Origin of the sequence: Pararobbsia alpina (assembly GCF_902859895.1) — a bacterium.
GTDB lineage: Bacteria > Pseudomonadota > Gammaproteobacteria > Burkholderiales > Burkholderiaceae > Pararobbsia > Pararobbsia alpina.
This window is the reverse complement of the sequence record NZ_CADIKM010000006.1, coordinates 22,271-41,973: the sequence shown is the minus strand read 5'-3', so window position 1 is coordinate 41,973 and position 19,703 is coordinate 22,271. Positions and strand designations below refer to the sequence as shown.

Annotated in this window: 30 protein-coding genes and 1 pseudogene; 18 read left to right on the top strand and 13 right to left on the bottom strand. The window is 59.9% G+C overall.

The window, feature by feature from the left end; translation table 11 throughout:
* Nucleotides 1-6: 6 nt before the first annotated feature.
* The 6 genes from HV670_RS08715 to HV670_RS08690 all read left to right on the top strand — a co-directional run bounded on the left by HV670_RS08715 (nucleotide 7) and on the right by HV670_RS08690 (nucleotide 2,680).
* Nucleotides 7-339, top strand: a complete 333-nt coding sequence (locus HV670_RS08715; protein WP_175104373.1) for a phage fiber-tail adaptor protein — start codon at nucleotides 7-9, stop codon at nucleotides 337-339.
* 52 nt (nucleotides 340-391) lie between these two features.
* Nucleotides 392-1,024 carry a phospholipase D-like domain-containing protein gene (locus HV670_RS08710; RefSeq protein ID WP_175104372.1) on the top strand — a complete coding sequence of 211 codons (633 nt, stop codon included), beginning with the start codon at nucleotides 392-394 and terminating at the stop codon, nucleotides 1,022-1,024.
* An 8-nt stretch (nucleotides 1,025-1,032) separates the two neighbouring features.
* Entirely contained in the window at nucleotides 1,033-1,251 is a 219-nt protein-coding gene (locus HV670_RS08705) for a hypothetical protein (RefSeq protein ID WP_175104371.1), read from the top strand.
* Nucleotides 1,248-1,454: a hypothetical protein gene (locus tag HV670_RS08700; protein ID WP_175104370.1), complete on the top strand. Its 207-nt coding sequence runs from the start codon at nucleotides 1,248-1,250 to the stop codon at nucleotides 1,452-1,454. Before HV670_RS08705 ends, HV670_RS08700 begins: the two co-directional genes overlap by 4 nt.
* A 177-nt stretch (nucleotides 1,455-1,631) precedes the next feature.
* Nucleotides 1,632-1,946 (top strand): hypothetical protein, encoded by a 315-nt coding sequence (locus HV670_RS08695; protein WP_175104369.1) that lies wholly within the window; start codon nucleotides 1,632-1,634, stop codon nucleotides 1,944-1,946.
* Nucleotides 1,943-2,680, top strand: a complete 738-nt coding sequence (locus HV670_RS08690) for a hypothetical protein (RefSeq protein ID WP_175104368.1) — start codon at nucleotides 1,943-1,945, stop codon at nucleotides 2,678-2,680. Before HV670_RS08695 ends, HV670_RS08690 begins: the two co-directional genes overlap by 4 nt.
* Here HV670_RS08690 and HV670_RS08685 read toward each other — a convergent pair.
* The 9 genes from HV670_RS08685 to HV670_RS08645 form a co-directional block, all read right to left on the bottom strand.
* Complete coding sequence (locus HV670_RS08685; RefSeq protein ID WP_246257170.1) at nucleotides 2,658-3,317, bottom strand: ATP-dependent DNA ligase; 660 nt, start codon at nucleotides 3,315-3,317, stop codon at nucleotides 2,658-2,660. The two genes, HV670_RS08690 and HV670_RS08685, sit on opposite strands and share 23 nt — an antisense overlap.
* Nucleotides 3,317-3,520 carry a hypothetical protein gene (locus tag HV670_RS08680; protein ID WP_175104367.1) on the bottom strand — a complete coding sequence of 68 codons (204 nt, stop codon included), beginning with the start codon at nucleotides 3,518-3,520 and terminating at the stop codon, nucleotides 3,317-3,319. The genes HV670_RS08685 and HV670_RS08680 overlap by 1 nt, the downstream gene beginning before the upstream one ends.
* Nucleotides 3,521-3,552: 32 nt before the next feature.
* Nucleotides 3,553-4,392, bottom strand: a complete 840-nt coding sequence (locus HV670_RS08675; RefSeq protein ID WP_175104366.1) for a tRNA(His) guanylyltransferase Thg1 family protein — start codon at nucleotides 4,390-4,392, stop codon at nucleotides 3,553-3,555.
* A gap of 24 nt (nucleotides 4,393-4,416) precedes the next feature.
* Nucleotides 4,417-4,848, bottom strand: coding sequence for a hypothetical protein (locus tag HV670_RS08670; protein WP_175104365.1), 432 nt, complete (start codon nucleotides 4,846-4,848; stop codon nucleotides 4,417-4,419).
* Nucleotides 4,838-5,029: a hypothetical protein gene (locus tag HV670_RS08665; protein WP_175104364.1), complete on the bottom strand. Its 192-nt coding sequence runs from the start codon at nucleotides 5,027-5,029 to the stop codon at nucleotides 4,838-4,840. The genes HV670_RS08670 and HV670_RS08665 overlap by 11 nt, the downstream gene beginning before the upstream one ends.
* A 192-nt stretch (nucleotides 5,030-5,221) precedes the next feature.
* Nucleotides 5,222-5,368 carry a hypothetical protein gene (locus HV670_RS08660; RefSeq protein WP_175104363.1) on the bottom strand — a complete coding sequence of 49 codons (147 nt, stop codon included), beginning with the start codon at nucleotides 5,366-5,368 and terminating at the stop codon, nucleotides 5,222-5,224.
* Nucleotides 5,369-5,453: 85 nt separating this feature from the next.
* A complete protein-coding gene (locus HV670_RS08655; protein WP_175104362.1) occupies nucleotides 5,454-6,299 on the bottom strand; it encodes a hypothetical protein in 846 nt (281 codons plus the stop codon).
* On the bottom strand, nucleotides 6,296-6,805 hold the full coding sequence (locus HV670_RS08650) for an HD domain-containing protein (RefSeq protein ID WP_175104361.1): 510 nt from the start codon (nucleotides 6,803-6,805) through the stop codon (nucleotides 6,296-6,298). The genes HV670_RS08655 and HV670_RS08650 overlap by 4 nt, the downstream gene beginning before the upstream one ends.
* Nucleotides 6,806-6,840: 35 nt before the next feature.
* Entirely contained in the window at nucleotides 6,841-7,335 is a 495-nt protein-coding gene (locus tag HV670_RS08645; RefSeq protein WP_175104360.1) for a hypothetical protein, read from the bottom strand.
* Nucleotides 7,336-8,155: 820 nt separating this feature from the next.
* Between HV670_RS08645 and HV670_RS08640 the strand changes: the two genes are divergently transcribed.
* The 3 genes from HV670_RS08640 to HV670_RS08630 all read left to right on the top strand — a co-directional run bounded on the left by HV670_RS08640 (nucleotide 8,156) and on the right by HV670_RS08630 (nucleotide 10,157).
* A complete protein-coding gene (locus tag HV670_RS08640; RefSeq protein ID WP_175104359.1) occupies nucleotides 8,156-8,551 on the top strand; it encodes a DUF427 domain-containing protein in 396 nt (131 codons plus the stop codon).
* A 230-nt stretch (nucleotides 8,552-8,781) separates the two neighbouring features.
* Nucleotides 8,782-9,015 carry a hypothetical protein gene (locus HV670_RS08635; protein WP_175104358.1) on the top strand — a complete coding sequence of 78 codons (234 nt, stop codon included), beginning with the start codon at nucleotides 8,782-8,784 and terminating at the stop codon, nucleotides 9,013-9,015.
* Between the two features lie 185 nt (nucleotides 9,016-9,200).
* Nucleotides 9,201-10,157 (top strand): Gfo/Idh/MocA family protein, encoded by a 957-nt coding sequence (locus tag HV670_RS08630; protein ID WP_425511402.1) that lies wholly within the window; start codon nucleotides 9,201-9,203, stop codon nucleotides 10,155-10,157.
* Here HV670_RS08630 and HV670_RS08625 read toward each other — a convergent pair.
* Together HV670_RS08625 and HV670_RS08620 are read right to left on the bottom strand one after the other, a co-directional pair.
* Entirely contained in the window at nucleotides 10,154-10,528 is a 375-nt protein-coding gene (locus HV670_RS08625) for a hypothetical protein (RefSeq protein ID WP_175104356.1), read from the bottom strand. The genes HV670_RS08630 and HV670_RS08625 overlap by 4 nt on opposite strands.
* Nucleotides 10,529-10,759: 231 nt before the next feature.
* The gene (locus HV670_RS08620; protein ID WP_175104355.1) at nucleotides 10,760-11,581 is read right to left on the bottom strand and encodes a DUF2968 domain-containing protein; all 822 of its coding nucleotides are present in this window, start codon (nucleotides 11,579-11,581) and stop codon (nucleotides 10,760-10,762) included.
* Between the two features lie 401 nt (nucleotides 11,582-11,982).
* Between HV670_RS08620 and HV670_RS08615 the strand changes: the two genes are divergently transcribed.
* The 9 genes from HV670_RS08615 to iscX all read left to right on the top strand — a co-directional run bounded on the left by HV670_RS08615 (nucleotide 11,983) and on the right by iscX (nucleotide 18,506).
* A complete protein-coding gene (locus HV670_RS08615) occupies nucleotides 11,983-12,459 on the top strand; it encodes a low molecular weight protein-tyrosine-phosphatase (RefSeq protein WP_175104579.1) in 477 nt (158 codons plus the stop codon).
* Between the two features lie 163 nt (nucleotides 12,460-12,622).
* Complete coding sequence (gene iscR, locus HV670_RS08610; RefSeq protein ID WP_175104354.1) at nucleotides 12,623-13,162, top strand: Fe-S cluster assembly transcriptional regulator IscR; 540 nt, start codon at nucleotides 12,623-12,625, stop codon at nucleotides 13,160-13,162.
* Between the two features lie 57 nt (nucleotides 13,163-13,219).
* Complete coding sequence (locus tag HV670_RS08605; RefSeq protein WP_175104353.1) at nucleotides 13,220-14,443, top strand: IscS subfamily cysteine desulfurase; 1,224 nt, start codon at nucleotides 13,220-13,222, stop codon at nucleotides 14,441-14,443.
* A 94-nt stretch (nucleotides 14,444-14,537) separates the two neighbouring features.
* Nucleotides 14,538-14,942: a Fe-S cluster assembly scaffold IscU gene (gene iscU / locus HV670_RS08600; protein WP_175104352.1), complete on the top strand. Its 405-nt coding sequence runs from the start codon at nucleotides 14,538-14,540 to the stop codon at nucleotides 14,940-14,942.
* A gap of 20 nt (nucleotides 14,943-14,962) precedes the next feature.
* Nucleotides 14,963-15,286, top strand: coding sequence for an iron-sulfur cluster assembly protein IscA (gene iscA, locus HV670_RS08595; protein WP_175104351.1), 324 nt, complete (start codon nucleotides 14,963-14,965; stop codon nucleotides 15,284-15,286).
* An 83-nt stretch (nucleotides 15,287-15,369) separates the two neighbouring features.
* Nucleotides 15,370-15,891 carry a Fe-S protein assembly co-chaperone HscB gene (hscB, locus tag HV670_RS08590; protein WP_175104350.1) on the top strand — a complete coding sequence of 174 codons (522 nt, stop codon included), beginning with the start codon at nucleotides 15,370-15,372 and terminating at the stop codon, nucleotides 15,889-15,891.
* An 11-nt stretch (nucleotides 15,892-15,902) separates the two neighbouring features.
* A complete protein-coding gene (gene hscA, locus HV670_RS08585; RefSeq protein WP_175104349.1) occupies nucleotides 15,903-17,777 on the top strand; it encodes a Fe-S protein assembly chaperone HscA in 1,875 nt (624 codons plus the stop codon).
* A 179-nt stretch (nucleotides 17,778-17,956) separates the two neighbouring features.
* Nucleotides 17,957-18,298 (top strand): ISC system 2Fe-2S type ferredoxin, encoded by a 342-nt coding sequence (fdx, locus tag HV670_RS08580; RefSeq protein WP_175104348.1) that lies wholly within the window; start codon nucleotides 17,957-17,959, stop codon nucleotides 18,296-18,298.
* A gap of 10 nt (nucleotides 18,299-18,308) precedes the next feature.
* Complete coding sequence (gene iscX, locus HV670_RS08575) at nucleotides 18,309-18,506, top strand: Fe-S cluster assembly protein IscX (protein ID WP_175104347.1); 198 nt, start codon at nucleotides 18,309-18,311, stop codon at nucleotides 18,504-18,506.
* A 45-nt stretch (nucleotides 18,507-18,551) separates the two neighbouring features.
* Here the strand turns inward: iscX and HV670_RS30935 are convergent.
* Nucleotides 18,552-18,898: pseudogene (locus tag HV670_RS30935) on the bottom strand (glycine zipper 2TM domain-containing protein); the annotation flags it as partial.
* A gap of 193 nt (nucleotides 18,899-19,091) precedes the next feature.
* A complete protein-coding gene (locus tag HV670_RS08565; RefSeq protein WP_175104345.1) occupies nucleotides 19,092-19,583 on the bottom strand; it encodes a MarR family winged helix-turn-helix transcriptional regulator in 492 nt (163 codons plus the stop codon).
* Nucleotides 19,584-19,703 lie beyond the last annotated feature (120 nt).

Below are 19,703 nucleotides of genomic sequence, written 5' to 3'. Positions count from 1 at the left end.
ATTTTCATGGCCTACCCAGTGAACATCCCGGTCATTCCCAAAGACCCGAGCGCCGACCTTGATTACGGGTTCGATCTCAGCCCATCCGCGACGCAACTCATCAAGCCGTGGCTCGCAGTGGGGGAGCAAGTAACGAATCTCGTCGTCACGGCAGACGACGGGATTAGCGTGCTGAATAGCAGCATCAATGCCAATTCGAACGGCGTGCCGGCGAGCTTGCTAGTCGCCTGGCTTTCGGGCGGGACACTCGGCGCGACCTACAACGTGCATTTCGAGTTCACCACGAATCAAGGGCGCACCGATACGCGCTCTATGCAGATCGTCTGCCAGCAGCGCTGATCTCCAATCACTCAAACATGCCGCCTTCGGGCGGGTTTTTTCGTTCAAGGCCATGAGAACAAAAATCCTTTCTCCGACGCTTCAGACCTTCGACCTTCTCGAGCTTGCTCCGTACACGAAGGAGGGCGCCTATTCGCCCAACGCGTCGAAGGACTTCCACTTGTACTACGTCGGCCGCGACGATGTGCACGACATCCTCAAACACATCCTGTCGCGCGTGACCGTCTCGCTCTACTTGAACATGTTCGGGTATGACGACGACGAGCTCAACGAGCTGATCATGAAGATCGTTCACGACCCGTCGATTACCTGCGTCATCACGCTCGACAAGTCGCAGGCCGGCGGCGTGCACGAAAGAAAGCTGCTCGCCTCGGATGCTGCGCAAGACCCGATCGGCTTCTCGACGCACTTCGTGATCGGGCAGTCCTCGACGCACCAGATCAGCCATACCAAGGGATTCGTGGCAGATGGCAAGGTCGGCGCGGAGGGCTCGACCAACTGGAGTGCGTCAGGCGAGGGCACGTTCGTCGTCAAGGGCGCCCCCGGTGGCGTTGGCTACAAGGCGCAGAACAACACCCAGTCTGTCTTCACAGATCCGGATGCCGTAGCGCGCTTCCAGGCCGAGCTGCTGGCCGAGCATCTGGCAGCGTCGAAGGTCCGAGCATCGACTCACCAACCCGCATAGGAGCATCTATGAACAAAGCAATCATCAGCGGCGGTCTCACGGTTAGCGCGACCGATCTAGTCCCGACGATCAACTGGGCCATCAGCGGGTTTCATGGTTTGCCCCCGGCAAATCTCTCCGGGCTGGTCGCCGGCGCAGTCGTGATGGGACTTCATGCCGGCTATAACTGGCTCGCGTCGCGTGCGGCGAAGCCGGTAGCGACGCAGCCCGCCACGCCCGCGCAGTGATCCGCGTCGCACTCGCGGCACTGCTGCTGTCTGGCTGCGCGGTCGTCGAACACGCCCAAGTTTTGCCCACCCTCGGCCCGGATGCCGAGCTCGGCTGCTGCGTTCTGCTGGTAGAGCCGAATCGCTCGACAAGCCTCTCGCTCGCCGTGAACAAGGGCGCCGAGGGTGTGGCGGTCAAGGTCGGCGCGACAGTGCGCTTCTGAAATCCCCGCAGTCTTTATCCCTGAGGCTCCCATGAAGCGCCTAGCCCTCGTCGCCGCGCTCGCGGTGCTCTGTCTGTCTGCGTGCGCGACGTCCTGCGTAGAGCACGTCTCCGCATGGGATTGTCGTTTCATCCCCATCCATTTTTACCAGTAACTCCACCTCTCGAAGGAATCACCATGTTCAAGAAACTGTGCCTCACGGCAGGCCTCATCGCGTCTATCGCTCTCGGCGCATGCTCGGCCGCGCAAATCCAGACCGCAGCAACCAATGTTGCGACCGTAAATAGCGCCGCAGTCGGCGCGCTCCAGACTACCGCCGCGTCAGTAAATGCAGCGTGTCCGGTCGGTCAAGCCGTTGTCACTGCCGCCGCGGTGGCGGATCCGTCGCTCAGCGTTGTTGCATTGAGTAACGGCGCATTCTGCGCTGTGAACAAGGCCATCGCAGCGACCGCTGCATCGGCGCCTGTCGCTGCGTCGTCGGCGGCAAAATGATTGACTGGTCCGCAACCGCCGCCGCGGCCAAGCGGGCCAACGCCGCCTATATCGAAGATGCCGCGCAGTCGAAGGCGGCTTTCGAGGCGCTGGGCGACGTGTGGAGCTCCATCTTCAGCGATGCAAATAACCAGGCGGTGATCTCGGTTGACCCGTCTGGTACAACGCATCTCAGCATCTCGGGCACGCGCGCATCCAGTCTAAAGCTGCTGGATGTCTTCGATGACGTCTCTCTTGATCCGCATCCGGTTAAAGGCGGAACCGTCACCGAAGGCGTTATATCAGGCATGCAAGAGGTGTGGGATTGGGCCTTGTCGGTTGCGCCGGCCGGCTCGGTCTTCTCCGTGTGCGGGCACAGTTTGGGCGCGAGCCGCACTCACCTGACACCGCTGTTCCTGCCGGCTCACCAGATCGGCGGCTTGTGGAGCTTTGAAGCGCCCAAGTTTTGCGATGCGCAGTTCTACGCGACGTACGCCGCTGAACTAGCGGGCATGGTCTGCGTGCTCAACGGAGCCGACTCATGGGCGGCGTGGCCGTGGATCGATCCGCGCTGGCAGGCTCGGCCGCAACAGGATCACGTCTGGCTGCAAAGCGCTGGCTTCGAAGTCATTCCAGTAAAGCAGTGGCCCGGTGCGGGCAGCTTTTCGGATCACGACATGGGTATGGTGCAGGCTCGATGTGAGAAAATTGCCGCGGCGTTGGACATCAAGCCTATTGTTTCAGTGGCGGCGTAAGGCTCCTTCCAAACCCCTGTCGACCGTACCCGGCCCATTTGATCTTGAGCCAGTCGCGCGACCGACCTTTCTGATACGTCGACTGCAACCTCTTCGCGACCATGCCTTCAAAGCCGTGCCGCTTGACGAGCTCGAAGACTTCTAGGCCAGCCCCGACAATCCCACTCGCGTAGACCAGCGCATCCGAGTCATCGAACGAGTCCCGCAGGAACCGCTTACGCTCGATCAGCGGAAGTCCCCGTATATCTCGCGTGGTTGCTAGCATATCGAACACGTAGAACCTCGCCGGGTGTTTGCGTGCCGCTGCTCGCGCATTGCGAGTCGTCCTAGCGCGGGTCTGCAAGTGCTGAAAGGACGCGGCCCGGGCATCGTCCACGGTCAGCTCGCTATCCCATACGAATGAGCCCGGTACGGCTGCGACAGCATCTACGACGTCAGGGAACGACGCGTTGAGCGAGTTGCCATTGCGCGATATCAGTTCGATGCGATCGCCTTTTCGCACGAGACAGCGATAGCCGTCGTATTTCCACTCGAACAGGAATTCCGGGTCCGAGAAGGGCGTCTTGTGCGCTGCGGCTATCATCAGGTCCGATGCTTCAATGGGGCGGGCGAAGGGGATGCCGGGTGCTTTGGGCATTACTCTTCGAAGCGTTGCCAGTTTGTGACTACGCACCATGCAAAGCCATGTCTCTCGATGATGGCTCTTTCTATGTCGAAAACGCGGTCACAACTCGTGATCGGTGCATCCGTTGTTATGTCGCATCGGCCTACGCCGTGTGTCACGGCCGCCGGATCGCCCGGTTTTGGCCCATTCGTGTAGCTGATGAAGTACTTGATCATACTCATCTCCTCTCGCTATTGGCGACGATCCATCAGCCTGCGCTTATAGCGGTCAGCCGATCCGACTTGGCAACCGGCGCCTCTCCATAGAACAGCACTCCCTTGGGGTTGGCGATCCTAGCGAACGGTGGCATATCAACCTCCGCCACCTGACTGCGCTGCACTGGTCCGACCGGGCGATGCTTTTCGGGAATTCGCGCCAACTCTTCTGCCGATAACTCCTTCACCACAAGTTCGCGCCTCAGAAACGTTCCGTCCTTGAAGAAGGCCGGGTAGTTCGCCCAGTTGACGCCCTTCACGTGCAGCATCTCGTGTTTGTCGGAACTGTTCTTGGCGTGTAAATCCTTGTGGCTGTAGTAGGCCGACGCCGCCATTGTGATCGAGTTCTTGGCGCAGTCCAGCGCCCGGAATAGGATGCAGTTGACCATCTCGTCTAGGCTCGGCATGTTGAATACGCGGGCATCGAAGGCCGGCAGAAGGTGGGCTTTCTCTGGCATCCTATGACCGACTTCCTGATTGAATTTCGCCGTGGCGAGGCCAGCCAGCACCGAGCAGAGCTTCTGGATTCTGCCGTCGAACATCATCTCGCTCTCAGGAGAAACATTCCAGTAACCAAGTGAAATCTCGTCCGACTGGGTATAGGCGAAACAGGCATGCGTCTCTCCCACTAGATGCCGTGCGGTCTCAATCATTGCGCGCGACATCGGCTCGTGGAAGGGCCGCGCCATTCCACGCGTGAATGTGTGAAAGCTGCGACCATCCAGTCGGACCATCACTGGCAAGCCCGGCATCAGCCTGCGGCCTGCTTCCATCATCTCGAACTCTTTCACCCGATCGCCCAAGGCGTCAAACCGGCTACGTTCTTTGCTCATCCCATCTCCTCGCGCCTCAGCGCATCACTCAGCCCGTACTAGCGGTGCGTCTTTCACAACTACTCCCGCACCCCTGAGTATTTCCGCCGCAAATTCTCGCAGCGCCGTCTCCAACTCTCCGGCTTCAAAAACCGCTACTCCGTTCGATGCGTTCGAAATACTATGGTGCACGGCATCAACAACGTTTTGAATAGCGCTCTCTATACTCGTGCCAATCCTCTCAGGACCGCGGCCACAGAATCGCTCTCCATCTGCAATCACAAAGCCAATTGGATCGACGTACACACGTCCGGCGCGGCAGAGAGCGCCATTGACAGTCACGGTGCGCGGCCCATTGACATGAACACTATGCGCCACGAGGTATGCATCAATCGCTGTCGCGACCTCATCGCCAGTCATTTCGATGCTCACGCCTGGACCGAACTCGGTCGCGCCTTCACCGTATTTAACTTCCATCCTGTTTTCCTTCCCTGATCAGTTGCCCACAGCAAGGGCAGCGCTGGTCCTGCGTAACGTCCCGTTGCTTGATGGCCTTATACAAAGTCGAAGAGGCGACCTTGAATTCCTTGGCCGCCGCGTAGACCGTCCGGTCCGGGTTCTCGCTCAGCCACTTGAGGGCGTCCTGCGTCTTGCTCATGACTTGCATCCTGTGAGGCAATATAGGAATGCGCCGCGTCGAGGCATTCCTGTATCGCCTTATGGTCGTCGTCGCTGTCGGCCCACTCGCTTGCCTTGGCCGCAATCCATTCAATGCAATGCTGCGCCGTCCGGTAGTCATGCGGGAAGCGATGCCGGACTTCCCGGCACCACTCCATGCACTTCATCTCGTTCATTTGGCGCGGAGTTCGTCGTACATCTCGCCGGCCAGCTTCAGGTATGCGCCATCACCCATCACTGCATCGTAAGCTTGCTCAATCGTCTTGCCGTTTGCTACTGCTGCCAAGATGCGCGCGCTGATGATTTGGTTCTTGTTCATTTTGTTTCTCCGGGTGGCTGGTCGATGTATGTACTATAGAGCATCGAATGCTATATATCAAGCATTCGATGCTACATACTTACACCTATGCCTTTGGCCCAGCGGCGTGCGCATTCAAAGCATCCAAGTAGCCGTTGTAGTAGCCGTCCTCGGCGCTTGCCGGCTCATCTGTAGAGGCTTCGAAACGCTGCTTCCAGTCGGATGCCAGCACGGCTACATTACGCGCCCGCTCATCCACGCTGACCGGCTTTGCGGCGGCGACTTTGATTGCGCCGATCAATTCACGGATCGTTCTAGCGCATTGATCCATGATTGCTTTGCAGAGGACGTTCCCCGCCAACACGCTCGATTCTTCTGCGTGACGAGCAACGTTTTCAGCCAGGAGAATCCGCTCATCGCTGATCGCCTCTGCATGCACTGTGGTGGTCGGCGCAATGTTCGCCATGATCGGGCAAAACACCTCGGTGAACTGGGTGGGGTCGTCAGTGGACCGACCGCACTTCATACACGTGCGCTCGATCGGCGTTTCTACTGCGACGCGGCGGTTCCATTGATATATGGCTAGCTCTTGCGTGTTGTCGGTTGGGCCTTCCGCATCACAGTACGAGCAAGCGACACGCCAAAGTGCGCCGCGCACGAAGCCTGTTTCCTTGCGACCGCAAAACGCGCAGCCCTTGATAGGTTCGGCGGATTGTTTGTTCGCCTGCCGCGCATCGGCCGCGACATGACCGCTCGGCTCAGCCGGAAGGGCCGCGCCCGCAACCCGCTTCGCCCACTGCGGATCAAGCGCCATCTCGACAGGATCTTGCGCGGCGATCTCTTGCAGCGCAGACCGGAGCACATTGATCTCGATTTCGCGGCGAGCGTTTGCTTCCATGAGGGACTGGAGTTCGGGGCGGGACCAGTCGATGGGGGTGAGTGGGGCGGTCATGCTGCGACTCCAGCCTGCGCGCGGGCGATCTCGATCAGCCGGGGATCGGCCCTCGTCATGACGTCCAGCAGCAGCCGCTTTTCTTCGAGATAGGTCACGGCGAACTTCGGGTCATGCATGACGATGCTCGACGTGTTGCTGATCAGGTCGGCGCATTTGATGGTCTGGACCCAGCCCGGGGCAGCGGCGAGGCGAGCGCGCGATGCGGCTTTGCGCTCGGCGCGGTTGCCGGTTTCGAGATCAGACAGAAGCATGACGCCATCCATTACGGTCTCGCCAAACTCCCCCTGAAGAAAATCCGGCGTCACCCCTTGATCCTCGATGCAATCATGAAGCCACGCCACGGCTATCGCTGAAGGCGCAGAGACGTTCATTTGGAGCATCAGGGTCGCCACAATCCCAGCCACCTCCGCAAGATGATCCGAGTAAGGATTATTCGTGTATTTTCGCTTCTGATCCTTGTGGACCTCTCGGGCGAAAACCATTGCTCGGTATGCGATACTCATCCCTCTCTCCTTGGCCGGTGGGCCTGTTCAATACGTTATTCGGATTGCTCTGCCAGTTCCTTCGCCTCGAAATCCCACAAAGCCTTGTATTCCTTCGCGACCTTATCCAGAACGGGCGAGTAGATTTCGAGCTTCGAATTGAGGAACGGCTTCAATCGCTTGATGTAGTAGCCCTCGACGTGACCGAGCCAGTCCAGAGGAATGCCGCCGAAGCACCAGTACCGATTGAACGGCCTATTGTTCATATAGTGAACAAGCAGCCTATTGGCGATGCATTGGCTGCGGCCCACGTAGGCGATGCGATCACCATGCAGTAGAAAGTAGACGCCCTTCTCGAAAGGACCGCGCTCCACGCCATCGTAGACAACGGCCTCGCGGGCGATGTGCTCGGCGGTGTAGGAAAGGACGGAATGGTGCAGGCCGAACCAGTGCGCGAAATCGACCTTCGCTTCGCCTCCGAGGCGCAGGTACATATCACTGTCGATGCAGGGTTCGCCGGTCGGCTCGAACGTGTGAAGCGGAATCGTCAAGGAATTCTCCGGTATCCAAATGTGTACGCCGTTTGTGTACCAGTGGCCGGAAGACCGATGATTTAAAAAGGATCATGTTTCCGGTCTCGGGCACCAAGCCTGTCCATTAGCCAAGCTCAGTCTTGGCTATTTTTTTTGGGGCCATGAATAACTCCGAGCGCTGGAAGGCTTTGTCCGACAACGCTTGGGATGCTCAGCAATGGAGCAGGGAGAAAGCGAGTATTACGATACAAGCTTGAAAAATAAGGTGCTTCGGTAACTTATGAGCTGCGCATTCCCACTGTTGAAGACTGAATAAACGTTCCATCAACTGACCATGCTGGCCGACCTAGGCGTGCCGCCTGACGAGTTGAGCCTCCTACGTCACGAACGTGCGGCACGAGAATGTTTCGGCGCCGACGCGGTGAACGCGCACCACCTGCCGATGCACCCAGTGTGTCTGGCGCGGAAACAGTTGCCGGTCTAGCTGCGTTGGCACGCTGTCAATATGACCGGGTTTCCAGACCGCGCGCAGTGCGTCGCGACCGGATCGCTGCCTGTCGTGACAAGGAAAGTAGGGCGCCTCTGGCGAATTCCGCGAACGCCAAGAATGTCAATCGGCTCAGGCAGGGAACGCGGTAGTTGCAATAGCGCTGCCTTGAGCTGCCTATGATGCCGAATATCCGTTCCACCAGATCGACGAACTTCGCACATCAAGAAAACAGACTATCCTTTGCATGGCGATTCTGCTCGTGACGTGTCCCTGCCCAATCGCGAGTGAATGAGGCGGCGCCAATCCTGGCGCGGTATCCCTATATATCCCCTGCAAAGGATGGACAGCATGGAAACGAAATCAGCGAGCCGCCCCGTCAAGGTTCCGGGCCCCGATCATCCGATTACTATTGAGCGCAATCCGGCACGCGTCGTCGTGTCGCTCGCGGGCCGCGTCATCGCGGATACGCGTGAGGCACTGACGCTGCGTGAGGCAGCCTATCCTGCAGTGCAATATATTCCGCGCAAGGATGTAGAAATGTCCTTGCTTGAACGCACCGATCACACGACATATTGCCCATTCAAGGGCGATTGCAACTACTACAGTCTGCCACTCGGCGGTGGCCGCTCTGTGAATGCGGTGTGGACCTATGAAGCACCTTATACGGCTGTCTCTGCCATCAAGGACTATGTCGCGTTTTATCCTGATCGCGTCGACTCGATCGAGGAAGCACCCGTCGCCTAGTCCACTGAATAACCTGCAAACTATCTATGCGCTTCTCCGTGTGCTTGATTCAGTCGGGAATAAGATCACACTTTATCTTTAGTTTTATCATCAAAGCGCAATAATTGCGTATCATCAAGCGCCTGGAAGCGATTCGCGCAAGCCGTGATGTGCGCCGGGGCGTGTTGGCAATGTCGTGACCGGTTGTCGAACCAATCGACGACGTGTCACGGCACAAGAAGGATAAGAGGATGGATGCGCGAGTTAGACGAGTGCTCGATGAAGCGCTCGAACAGGTTCAGGGTACGGATATCACGCCGGCGGACTTCGCTGGCAACTATGCATTTTGTCTGGGTATTGTAATGGGCGGCTGTGCGTGCGGTGGAATCTCAGAGAGCGAGGCGAACGAAGAGCGCGCCAATTTGATGGCCCTCGCGGCACTCTATGAAGTGCGTCAGAAAGTCAGATTGAGCTTGCCGAATTAGCCAATTGACGACGGATGGGGCGATGGTCCCATTGACGGCGATCGGACTGTTAGCCGGTTTGAACAACCAGCGCCGCTCGCTGGTATCCGCGCCGCCCGTGCAATCGAACAAAAGCGAAAGGCCCACCGGCTGTAATGCCAGCCGCGGGGCCTTTTTTTATGTGCACGGACGAGAGGAGAGAATTCGTGATTCGATGGGGCGTGGTGGGAGTCGGTTACATTTCGCGACGATTCGCGCAAGGACTGAAACATGTCGATGATGTCCAACTGACGCATGTCTGGTCGCGGCGTCCCGAACCGACTGCGGAATTCGCCGCCGAGCATGGCGGCATAGCTTGCGACAGTTTTGAAGCTTTGATCGAAAGCGATCTCGACGCCGTTTATATCGCCACGGCGCATCCTTCACACGCGGCCTACAGCATCGCCGCGATGCGCAAAGGTAAAGCCGTGCTCTGTGAGAAGCCTGCCGCCGTGAGTCTCGCTGAACTTGATCGCGTGCTCGCCGTGGCGCGCGAGACGGGCATGCTTTTCATGGAGGCAATGAAACCGGGGTTCTACCCGCTTTACCGGGCCTTGCGCGAGCACTTGGCGGTAGATCCGATTGGGCAGCCGAACTATATTCGGGCGGGAGCCGGGGTCGCAAACACGCCTCCCCAACACGCGGCCTTCGATCCGCAGCGTGCCGGCGGGGGACTCCTGGGGATTGGCATCTACGAGGCGTTCCTGGCGGTCGACTGGCTGGGGGCTTCCCATGAAGTGCAGACGCTCGGGCGTGTCGCCGGTGGCATCGACTTGTTTGCGAGTGTGAACAGCGCACATGAACACGGTATCGCGCAATGGTATTGCGGGCTCGACCTGCATGGCCGCGGCGATGCGCTGATTTGTGGGCCGCAAGGCAACGTGACGATCGAAGCGCCGTGGTGGAACCCGCAGCGCGCGACGATCGCCTACGTCGACGGCCGCACCGTCGAACTCGATAAGCCCTTTGTAGGGGGCGGCCTGAACTACGAAACCGAGCACTTCTGCGACTGCCTGCGCGTGGGCGCTGCGCAAAGCCCGGCGATCAGCCACGAGAGATCCCGACAGATGATCGCGATGATCGATCAAAGCCGCACTGCGCTCGGCCTGCCGCCCCTGGGCTAGTGGCGGCCACCGCCGCCTCCACCGTGACCTCCGCCGCCGCCACCCCCGCCCGATTTCCAGTTTCCGCCGCCGCCATGCCAGCCCCCATGTCCGCGCCAGCCCCCATGTCCATACCAGCCACGTCCGTAGCAGCAGCGGCCGCCGTAGTAGAGCGAACCGCCGTAGTAGGGGCCGTAATAGCCGTAGTAGGGGCCGTAGTAGCCGTACCCACCGCCGTAATAGACATTTGAGGGGTAGTAGCCATACGCCCCGCTGGACACATAGGCATCGCCATACGGATAAGCGACACATCCGCTGAGCCCAATAGCTGCCGCACAGGCCAGGCCCAGGGGGGCACGGCGGCCGAGCCGCTCGATGATCGATGACTTCATGTCGAATACGCGCGCGGCCGATGTTCGATGGAAATCGAGATTGAACCGTGTGCTCGTTGGTTCCAGATACCCATTGGACAGCCTGCGCTCATGCGCATTGCATCCAATCGTGTAACGGTATTTTTCGACAGCGGGTCCGCAGACCCGTCCGGATGGCAGTCGTTGAGGTATTGACTATGACAGGCCGGCATCTCTTGGAAGATGCCGGCCTAGGCCCGACCGAACAGCGTGTTAGCGCAAACGCCGCGGCAAGCCGCTTTCGGTCTGCTCGCGCATCTGTTCAATCTGGCGACGCAGTTTGTCGAGCTTCGCCTGTTCGGCACGACGCTGGCTGTCAAGCTCCACCGCCTGTTGCGTGACATCCTGCTGACGCGCGACGACTTCGGCTTGCTGTGTGCGCTGGTTGTCGAGGTCGGCCTGGAGGGAAGACGCACGCTTCTCGCTGAGGGCAATCAGCCTGGCTGTATAGGCCTTCTGCGCCTCGAGCTTGGTGCGTCGGATCTCAACGTCGGCGAGTTGAGCGGTGCGGGAGACAAAGCTGGCATAGATGCCATCAGCACGCGCATCGTTCATCGTCTTGACTACGCGCCAAATATTTTTTTGCTGGAACAAGGCCACGTAGTACGTCATTTCGTTGCCGTCGAACAACAGGCTTGCGCCATAGCTGCCATTGTGGGTCGTCCGCAGTTCCGCGACTCCATTGGTCTGGATCAACTTCTGCAACTCCGCGACGGTACCGCCGGCATCCGGATCTGCTGCACTTGCGCTTGCATCGGGACTCGCAACTGCACCTGGAACTGCACCTGCATCGGCATTCGCAACTGCCCCCGCATCGGCCAGCGACGTCTGCGATGAGACGGTTGCGAGGGGGGCATCCGCGGGCTGCACAGCCTGTGAAGTGCCTGCCGCGTCCGCAGAAGCGGATTGGACGGCCGACGCGACGACGTTGCTGTTCCCATCGGCTGCAACCGTTTGCGCTTCTACCCCGTTTGCTGCGCACAGAGCCGTCAGCGCTATGAGCGCGACGCGCACTCCCGTCAACTTATCGTTCATGTGGGTCTGTCTATAATTATTTTGGGACGCGCCATATTACTTAAATTCGCGCGCTTACGGTTCATCGTCGAACGCTCAATTAATTCATGTCTTCCGCGGAGCGGACTTGATTTCCGATCCGAAACGTTGTTGGCGCCCGTCGCCCCTCAGTTTTGTTTGCCACGGCACGTGTTCCCCCCCATAGATCGGCACGAAACACCGGATCTTTAGTCCAAAGTGCGAGTTTTCTAATGCCTTCGTAAGGTTGCCCAAACAGGACGCATAGAAGCCAAACGCCGTTCCTATCGTAAAATAGAAGTTTCATTGCCGAAAACCCGGCTGTCAACGCTCCGGTTCAAGGGGTGTCCGACCTCGTCCAGACAGATGGTGTTCAAACCAGCATCCGTAACTCCTTGAATTCAATGACTAGAAGCCGCGTGCTTTTTGTATGCTTGGGCAATATCTGCCGCTCCCCGACCGCTGAAGCAATTATGTTGCACAAGATTGCCGAAGCCGGTTTGAACGAGGTCATTGAAGTCGATTCCGCCGGCACGGGTGATTGGCACATCGGCGAAGCTCCCGACGAACGCGCCCGGCAATGCGCCGCACTGCACGGCTATGACCTCGAGCCGCTGCGCGCACGTCAGGTCGAGCCCGCCGATTTCCAGGATTTCGACCTGATTCTTGCGATGGACGAGGCGAATCTGCGTGAGCTGCGTCGACTATGCCCGCCCGAATTCCAAAGCAAGGTTCAGCTACTGATGGAATATGCGCCGCAGCCCGCCGAGCGCGTGGTTCCGGATCCTTACTTCGGCGGCCTCGATGGCTTCGAGCGCGTGCTCGAGGCCTGCGAGCAAGCCTGCACCGGCTTGCTTAGTACACTGCAGCGCGGCAGTTAAAGGCGCAACATGGGGGCGGAGAATACCCGCGGATACCTCGTCGGCACCCGCCCGAGCGTCGGAAAATTAGACCGGGCCGGTAGAGCTTACAACCGAAAAGGTTGACTAAATTCCTAGGGTATTTATACTTGAGGGAAATCGAGATTACGGGTCGCCCACCATCATGAGACTCACCACGAAAGGCCGTTTTGCCGTCACGGCGATGATCGATCTTGCATTGCGCCAGGAGCATGGCCCTGTGACGCTCGCGGGTATCAGCCAGCGCCAGCGGATTTCTCTCTCGTATCTGGAGCAGCTGTTCGGAAAGCTGCGCCGGCACGAGATTGTCGAGAGCGTGCGTGGTCCGGGCGGTGGGTATAACCTCGCGCGGCGCGTTGAGGAAGTGACTGTAGCCGATATCATCATCGCAGTCGACGAACCGATCGATTCGACGCAGTGCGGCGGCAAGGGTACCTGCGACGGCACCAAGGATCTGCACGGTCACTGCATGACGCATGAACTCTGGTCAACGCTGAACCAGAAGATGGTTGAGTACCTCGACTCGGTCTCGCTCAAGGACCTGGTCGACCAGCAGCGGCAGCGTGAAGGGCAGGCCACGACTGTATTGCGCGACAGGCGCACGGGCACGGCGCCCGAGACCGTGAATACGACGCATGCCGTGCCGTTGGGGCCCAATTCGGTTTTCAACATGGCGCGCTCCTGAGTACTGATAGACCCCCACATTCGACGACAGATCGAACGTAGATTCGGAGTATTTTTGATGAACAACGAACTTCCCCATTTGCCCATTTACATGGACTACAGCGCGACGACTCCGGTCGATCCGCGTGTGGTCGACAAGATGATTCCGTATTTGCGCGAGCAGTTCGGCAACCCCGCCTCGCGCAGCCACAGCTATGGCTGGGACGCGGAGCGCGCGGTCGAAGAAGCGCGCGAAAATGTCGCCGCGCTGGTCAATGCCGACCCCCGCGAGATCATCTGGACCTCGGGTGCGACTGAATCGAACAATCTTGCCATCAAGGGTGCCGCGCACTTCTACAAGGGCAAGGGCAAGCACATCGTCACGGTGAAGACCGAGCACAAGGCGGTGCTCGACACCACGCGCGAACTCGAGCGCGAAGGTTTTGAAGTGACCTATCTCGACGTCCAGGAAGATGGTCTGCTCGATCTCGCGAAATTCGAGGCGGCACTGCGCCCGGACACCGTGCTGGCTTCGGTCATGATGGTCAACAACGAGATCGGCGTGGTGCAGGACATTGCGAAGCTCGGCGAGTTGACGCGTGCGAAAGGCATCATTTTCCACGTCGATGCGGCGCAGGCGACCGGCAAGGTCACGATCGACCTTGACAAACTCAAGGTCGACCTGATGTCGTTTTCGGCACACAAGACTTATGGCCCGAAGGGCATCGGCGCCCTGTACGTGCGCCGCAAGCCGCGCGTGCGCATCGAGGCGCAAATCCACGGCGGCGGTCACGAGCGCGGCATGCGTTCGGGCACGCTGGCGCCGCACCAGATCGTTGGCATGGGCGAAGCCTTCCGGATCGCACGTGAAGAGATGGCGACTGAGAACGAGCGGATCCGGATGCTGCGTGACAGGTTGCTGGCCGGCCTCGACCAGATCGAGGAAACCTATGTGAACGGCGACATGGAGCACCGTGTGCCGCACAACCTGAACATCAGCTTTAACTACGTCGAAGGCGAGTCGCTGATCATGGCGGTCAAGGATGTCGCGGTGTCGTCGGGTTCGGCCTGTACGTCGGCGTCGCTGGAGCCGTCTTACGTGCTGCGGGCGTTGGGCCGTAACGACGAGCTCGCGCACAGCTCGATCCGGTTCACGGTCGGTCGCTTCACGACGGAACAGGACGTGGAGTACGTTATCAAGCTGATGAAGGGCAAGATCCAGAAGCTGCGCGAACTGTCGCCGCTGTGGGAAATGTACAAGGATGGGGTCGATATCAGTTCGATCCAATGGGCTGCGCACTGAGTTTGTCGAGCGCCCGCGCCGAACTGTTGGTTCATACTCGCCGCGGACGATCCTAGCCGGTCCAATTGATATAACCGAATTCAGGAGTCTTCAAATGGCATACAGCGACAAAGTACTTGATCACTACGAAAACCCGCGCAACGTCGGTTCCTTCTCGAAGGACGACGATGCGGTCGGCACCGGCATGGTGGGTGCGCCGGCGTGTGGCGACGTGATGAAGCTGCAGATTCGCGTAGGCGCGGACGGTGTGATCGAAGATGCGAAGTTCAAGACGTACGGCTGCGGCTCGGCGATTGCCTCGAGCTCGCTCGTGACGGAATGGGTCAAGGGCAAGACACTCGACGAAGCGCTGTCGATCAGGAATACACAGATCGCCGAGGAGCTCGCGCTGCCGCCGGTCAAGATCCACTGTTCGATCCTGGCGGAAGACGCCATCAAGGCAGCGGTGGCCGACTACAAGGAACGTCACAACGTGGCGGCCAAGGCCGACGCGGCGTAATACGGGTATCGGGTTTGACTATGTCGATCACATTGACTGAAAAGGCTGCGAAGCACGTCCAGAAATTCCTCACCCGCCGCGGCAAGGGCTTGGGATTGCGACTCGGCGTACGCACGACGGGTTGCTCGGGGCTCGCGTACAAGCTCGAATATGTCGACGAGCTGGACTCGCACGACGAGGTGTTCGAGAGTTTCGGGGTGAAAGTCATCGTCGACCCGAAAAGCCTCGCCTATATCGACGGTACGGAGCTCGACTTTGCGCGTGAAGGATTGAACGAGGGTTTCAAGTTCAACAACCCGAACGTCAAGGACGAGTGCGGTTGCGGCGAGTCGTTCCGCGTCTGATTTCGACGCGCTCGCCAGGGAAGGCGGCTGCTGCCGCCTTTTTGTTTGGGCGTTTGAATTTAGCTGTTTGAAGAATCTCCATCATGTTGCCAGCTGATCATTTCGACCTGTTTCAACTGCCTCAGCGCTTTGCGGTCGATGCGCGCGCACTGGACGATGCGTACCGCGCCGTGCAGGCCCAGGTGCACCCCGATCGCTTCGCGGCGGCGGGCGAGGCGCAAAAGCGTGTGGCAATGCAATGGGCAAGCCAGGCGAACGACGCCTATCAGACACTCAAGCAGCCGCTCAAGCGCGCGATCTACTTGCTGCATTTGCGCGGCATCGATGTCCAGGCGGAAAACAATACGGCGATGGAGCCCGCCTTCCTCATGCAGCAGATGGAGTGGCGCGAGCGTATCGAGGATGCCGCCGGTTCGCGCAACCTGTCCGAACTCGAAGCGCTCGGCCGCGAGTTGCGCGACGATGCGCGAGTGCGCTTCGACAAGCTTGCTGCCTTGCTGGACAGCCGTGCCGACCAGGGTGCGGCCGAAGCGGTACGGCAATTGATGTTCATCGAGCGCGTGTCGGAAGACGTGAACACGCAGATTGAGCGCCTCGATCACTAGACCCCATTACTATGGCTTTACTGCAAATTTCAGAACCGGGGATGGCCCCGGCGCCCCACCAGCGTCGGCTTGCTGTCGGGATCGATCTCGGCACGACGAACTCGCTGGTCGCCTCGGTGCGCAACAGCATCCCGGAGGCCTTGCCCGATGAGGATGGCGCAGTATTGCTGCCGTCGGTCGTGCGTTATCTGCCCAAGGGGGGCCGCAAGATCGGCGCGACGGCGAAGGCCGACGCCGCGAGCGACCCGAGGAACACCATTGTCTCGGTCAAGCGCTTCATGGGGCGCGGCAAGACCGAGGTCGAAGGCGCCGCGAACGCGCCTTATGATTTTGTCGATGCGCCGGGCATGGTCCAGATCTCGACCGTCGACGGCGTCAAGAGCCCGGTCGAAGTCTCGGCCGAAATTCTGGCGACGCTGCGTCAGCGCGCCGAAGACACGCTGGGCGACGATCTGGTCGGCGCCGTGATCACGGTTCCCGCGTATTTCGATGAAGCGCAGCGGCAGGCGACCAAGGACGCGGCCAAGCTTGCCGGCCTCAACGTGCTGCGGCTGCTCAACGAACCGACCGCGGCGGCGATCGCCTACGGGCTCGACAGCGGCGCCGAAGGTGTCTATGTCGTGTATGACCTCGGTGGCGGAACGTTCGACGTCTCGATCCTGCGTCTCACGCGGGGTGTTTTCGAGGTGCTCGCCACCGGCGGCGACTCGGCACTCGGCGGCGACGACTTCGATCAGGCGCTCTACACGCATCTGCTCGCGACGACCGGTGCCTGCGGCCTGACGCCCGAAGACGTGCGGCTCGTGCTCGATCATGTGCGCGTGCTCAAGGAAAGTCTTTCAACGAACGATCAGGCCGCGCTCGACGTGACCCTCGCGAATGGCGAACGCCTCCAGGCGACGGTCACCGAATCGGATTTTGCCAAGCTCAGCGTGCCACTGGTGCAACGCACCCTGACGCAGACGCGCCGGGCACTGCGCGATGCCAAGCTGGCGGCCGACGAGGTCCAGGGTGTCGTGCTGGTGGGCGGGGCGACGCGGATGCGGCAGATCCGCCGCGAGGTCGAGGTTCTGTTCGGTCGGCCCCCTTATCTCGATATCGATCCAGACCAGGTGGTCGCCCTCGGTGCCGCGATCCAGGCGGATCTGCTCGCCGGCAATCGTCGCGGCGAGGACGATGACGACTGGCTGCTTCTCGACGTCATTCCGCTTTCGCTCGGTGTCGAAACGATGGGCGGCCTGGTCGAGAAGATTATTCCGCGCAATTCGACGATCCCGGTTGCGCGCGCACAGGAGTTCACGACGTTCAAGGACGGCCAGTCGGCGATCGCGATTCATGTGCTGCAGGGCGAGCGCGAACTCGCAAGCGATTGCCGTTCGCTCGCGCGCTTCGAACTGCGCGGCATTCCGCCGATGGTCGCCGGCGCCGCCCGAATTCGCGTGACCTATCAGGTCGATGCGGACGGGTTGCTCTCGGTGTCGGCACGTGAGATGCATTCGGGTGTCGAGGCTTCGATTGTCGTGAAGCCCTCATACGGACTGGCCGACGACGAAGTGGCGAAGATGCTCGAAGCGGGCTTCGCGTCCGCGGCGACCGATATGAAGGCGCGTGCGCTGCGCGAGGAACAGGTCGAGGCCGACCGTATCCTCGAGGCCACCGATGCGGCGCTGGCCGTTGACGGCGAGTTGCTCGACGAGACCGAACGCGCGGACATCGATAGAATCATTGGAGGACTGAGGACCGTGCGAGCCTCGGCGGCGGCCGAGGCGGACACGATCAAGCAGCGCATCGAGGCGCTCGCGCAGGCGACCGACGAATTCGCCGCGCGCCGGATGGACAAGGGCATTCGCAAGGCCCTCACTGGCAAGAAACTCAGTGAACTGTAACGTGCGGCCTGGCGACCATCGGGCCGCCGGCCGCACCGATCGGCGCAACGGTCTGAGTCACGAATGGATGCGAGCGCTTCAGATGCCCGCCCCGGACGGACTGCGGTACGCGCAGCGCCCTTAACGAACTCCGCACACAGGCCTTGGGCCCGCTATGCGCTTAACCGATTGACTCGAATATGCCTCAACTCGTAGTGTTACCTCATGGTGAGCTGTGCCCGGACGGTGCGGTGATCGATGCCGAAGCCGGCAAGAGCGTGTGTGACGTGCTACTCGACCATGGCATCGAAATCGAGCATGCCTGCGAGAAATCTTGTGCGTGCACGACCTGTCATGTGATCGTGCGCGAAGGTTTCGATGAACTCGCCGACGCGAGCGACAACGAGGAAGACCTGCTCGACAAGGCCTGGGGCCTCGAGCCGACTTCGCGGCTCTCATGCCAGGCACGCATGCCGGTCAATGGCGAGTTTGTCGTCGAGATTCCGCGCTATACGATCAATCACGCCAAAGAGAACCATTGAGGAAGACGCGATGAAATGGACCGATGTGCAGGATATTGCAATGGCGCTGACCGAGGCGCATCCCGATATTGATCCGCAGTATGTCCGTTTCACGGACCTGCATCGTTGGGTGATCGAGTTGCCCGGCTTTGACGATGCGCACGATCGCTCGAACGAAAAGATCCTCGAGGCGATCCAGGCCGCCTGGATCGAGGATTCGGATTACTGATCGCTGCAAGCGATCGACCTTCACCCCGATCCTCCTTCGGAACGATCATCCGCCGACCAGCATGCCGTTCTGAACCCTCACACGATCGCCGTTACGAAACGGCAGCGGCTCCGATAGGTGAAGTAGTGCGTGCGGCCGTCCTCGGTGTGCACGTACACGCGATATTGCGTGCTGCTGCGGACCTTCTTCTCGACCTCGTCACCTGCGAGGCCGTCGCCGCCGACGACGCCGAGTACCGTCATCGCCGTGCGGCCCCCCCCGCCTCCAAACTGATTGCCGACCACACCGCCGGCGACGGCTCCCCCGACAGCACCGATTCCGGTGCCATGGCCTTCGACTTTGATTTGTTCAATCGACGCTATCGTGCCGCATGAGGCGCAATAGCTTCGTTGCGGCTACGACTCGCCAGGAGATGGCGGCTGGACAAGCGTGGCGGGGACGACACAGTTGGAGTGGCCCCGACTGAAACGCGGACGGGAGCAGGCGAAGAAGTCTGGAAAAACGAAGGGGTAACTGAAAGCGAAAAGGCAGCTTGCTGGAGGATCGGACAATCGGCCGGGGTATCTCGTCGAGGCGCGAAGCGCCTCAGGCAGCCCGTTCCTGCAAAGGTGTGTCGTGCGTGGCGGTATCGAGCGTGACGGTATCGAGGCGGTCGCTCAGGTTCGAACGAACCTTGCGCAGCAGCTGCATCAACTGGATGACTTCATCGTCCGACAACCCGGCCAGTGCTTCGTCGCGCACACCGTCGCCGACATGGTGCGCCGCATCAAGCGTTGCGTATGCCTTGGCTGTCAGGCGCAGCTGGTGCGCACGGCGATCGGTTGGATGATCGGTACGTTCGATCCAGCCGCGTTCCGCCATGCGGTCGAGCAGGCGCGCGATGGCGATCGGCGTCACGTCGAGCAGGTCGGCAAGCGTCGCCTGGTTGATCCCGTCGTTATGAGCCAGGTAAGCGAGCACGCGGCACTGGGCGCAGGTGAGGCTCAACACGTGCTTTGCGCGCTGGTCGAAGAGTTTGCCGACCAGACGGCCAACATCAGTCACGAGGAACCCGAATCGTTGTTCGTGTAGTTTCATGCAACTCATTATATGGAGATACTGCACTGCGCCATATAGCGGAAACCCTGAAAGTAAGCTGTAACATTAAATATTTTTTCATGGATGAAGTGCTCCCTTCAAACGTCGGCCTAAGGAGTT

Bases quoted from the DNA above. Each gene is read 5' to 3' on its own strand.
- HV670_RS08715 (WP_175104373.1), top strand. From the start codon at position 7: ATGGCCTACCCAGTGAACATCCCGGTCATTCCCAAAGACCCGAGCGCC.
- HV670_RS08710 (WP_175104372.1), top strand. From the start codon at position 392: ATGAGAACAAAAATCCTTTCTCCGACGCTTCAGACCTTCGACCTTCTC.
- HV670_RS08705 (WP_175104371.1), top strand. From the start codon at position 1,033: ATGAACAAAGCAATCATCAGCGGCGGTCTCACGGTTAGCGCGACCGAT.
- HV670_RS08695 (WP_175104369.1), top strand. From the start codon at position 1,632: ATGTTCAAGAAACTGTGCCTCACGGCAGGCCTCATCGCGTCTATCGCT.
- HV670_RS08690 (WP_175104368.1), top strand. From the start codon at position 1,943: ATGATTGACTGGTCCGCAACCGCCGCCGCGGCCAAGCGGGCCAACGCC.
- HV670_RS08685 (WP_246257170.1), bottom strand. From the start codon at position 3,317: ATGCCCAAAGCACCCGGCATCCCCTTCGCCCGCCCCATTGAAGCATCG.
- HV670_RS08680 (WP_175104367.1), bottom strand. From the start codon at position 3,520: ATGATCAAGTACTTCATCAGCTACACGAATGGGCCAAAACCGGGCGAT.
- HV670_RS08675 (WP_175104366.1), bottom strand. From the start codon at position 4,392: ATGAGCAAAGAACGTAGCCGGTTTGACGCCTTGGGCGATCGGGTGAAA.
- HV670_RS08670 (WP_175104365.1), bottom strand. From the start codon at position 4,848: ATGGAAGTTAAATACGGTGAAGGCGCGACCGAGTTCGGTCCAGGCGTG.
- HV670_RS08665 (WP_175104364.1), bottom strand. From the start codon at position 5,029: ATGAGCAAGACGCAGGACGCCCTCAAGTGGCTGAGCGAGAACCCGGAC.
- HV670_RS08660 (WP_175104363.1), bottom strand. From the start codon at position 5,368: ATGAACAAGAACCAAATCATCAGCGCGCGCATCTTGGCAGCAGTAGCA.
- HV670_RS08655 (WP_175104362.1), bottom strand. From the start codon at position 6,299: ATGACCGCCCCACTCACCCCCATCGACTGGTCCCGCCCCGAACTCCAG.
- HV670_RS08650 (WP_175104361.1), bottom strand. From the start codon at position 6,805: ATGAGTATCGCATACCGAGCAATGGTTTTCGCCCGAGAGGTCCACAAG.
- HV670_RS08640 (WP_175104359.1), top strand. From the start codon at position 8,156: ATGGAAACGAAATCAGCGAGCCGCCCCGTCAAGGTTCCGGGCCCCGAT.
- HV670_RS08635 (WP_175104358.1), top strand. From the start codon at position 8,782: ATGGATGCGCGAGTTAGACGAGTGCTCGATGAAGCGCTCGAACAGGTT.
- HV670_RS08625 (WP_175104356.1), bottom strand. From the start codon at position 10,528: ATGAAGTCATCGATCATCGAGCGGCTCGGCCGCCGTGCCCCCCTGGGC.
- HV670_RS08620 (WP_175104355.1), bottom strand. From the start codon at position 11,581: ATGAACGATAAGTTGACGGGAGTGCGCGTCGCGCTCATAGCGCTGACG.
- HV670_RS08615 (WP_175104579.1), top strand. From the start codon at position 11,983: ATGACTAGAAGCCGCGTGCTTTTTGTATGCTTGGGCAATATCTGCCGC.
- iscR (WP_175104354.1), top strand. From the start codon at position 12,623: ATGAGACTCACCACGAAAGGCCGTTTTGCCGTCACGGCGATGATCGAT.
- HV670_RS08605 (WP_175104353.1), top strand. From the start codon at position 13,220: ATGAACAACGAACTTCCCCATTTGCCCATTTACATGGACTACAGCGCG.
- iscU (WP_175104352.1), top strand. From the start codon at position 14,538: ATGGCATACAGCGACAAAGTACTTGATCACTACGAAAACCCGCGCAAC.
- iscA (WP_175104351.1), top strand. From the start codon at position 14,963: ATGTCGATCACATTGACTGAAAAGGCTGCGAAGCACGTCCAGAAATTC.
- hscB (WP_175104350.1), top strand. From the start codon at position 15,370: ATGTTGCCAGCTGATCATTTCGACCTGTTTCAACTGCCTCAGCGCTTT.
- hscA (WP_175104349.1), top strand. From the start codon at position 15,903: ATGGCTTTACTGCAAATTTCAGAACCGGGGATGGCCCCGGCGCCCCAC.
- fdx (WP_175104348.1), top strand. From the start codon at position 17,957: ATGCCTCAACTCGTAGTGTTACCTCATGGTGAGCTGTGCCCGGACGGT.
- iscX (WP_175104347.1), top strand. From the start codon at position 18,309: ATGAAATGGACCGATGTGCAGGATATTGCAATGGCGCTGACCGAGGCG.
- HV670_RS08565 (WP_175104345.1), bottom strand. From the start codon at position 19,583: ATGAAACTACACGAACAACGATTCGGGTTCCTCGTGACTGATGTTGGC.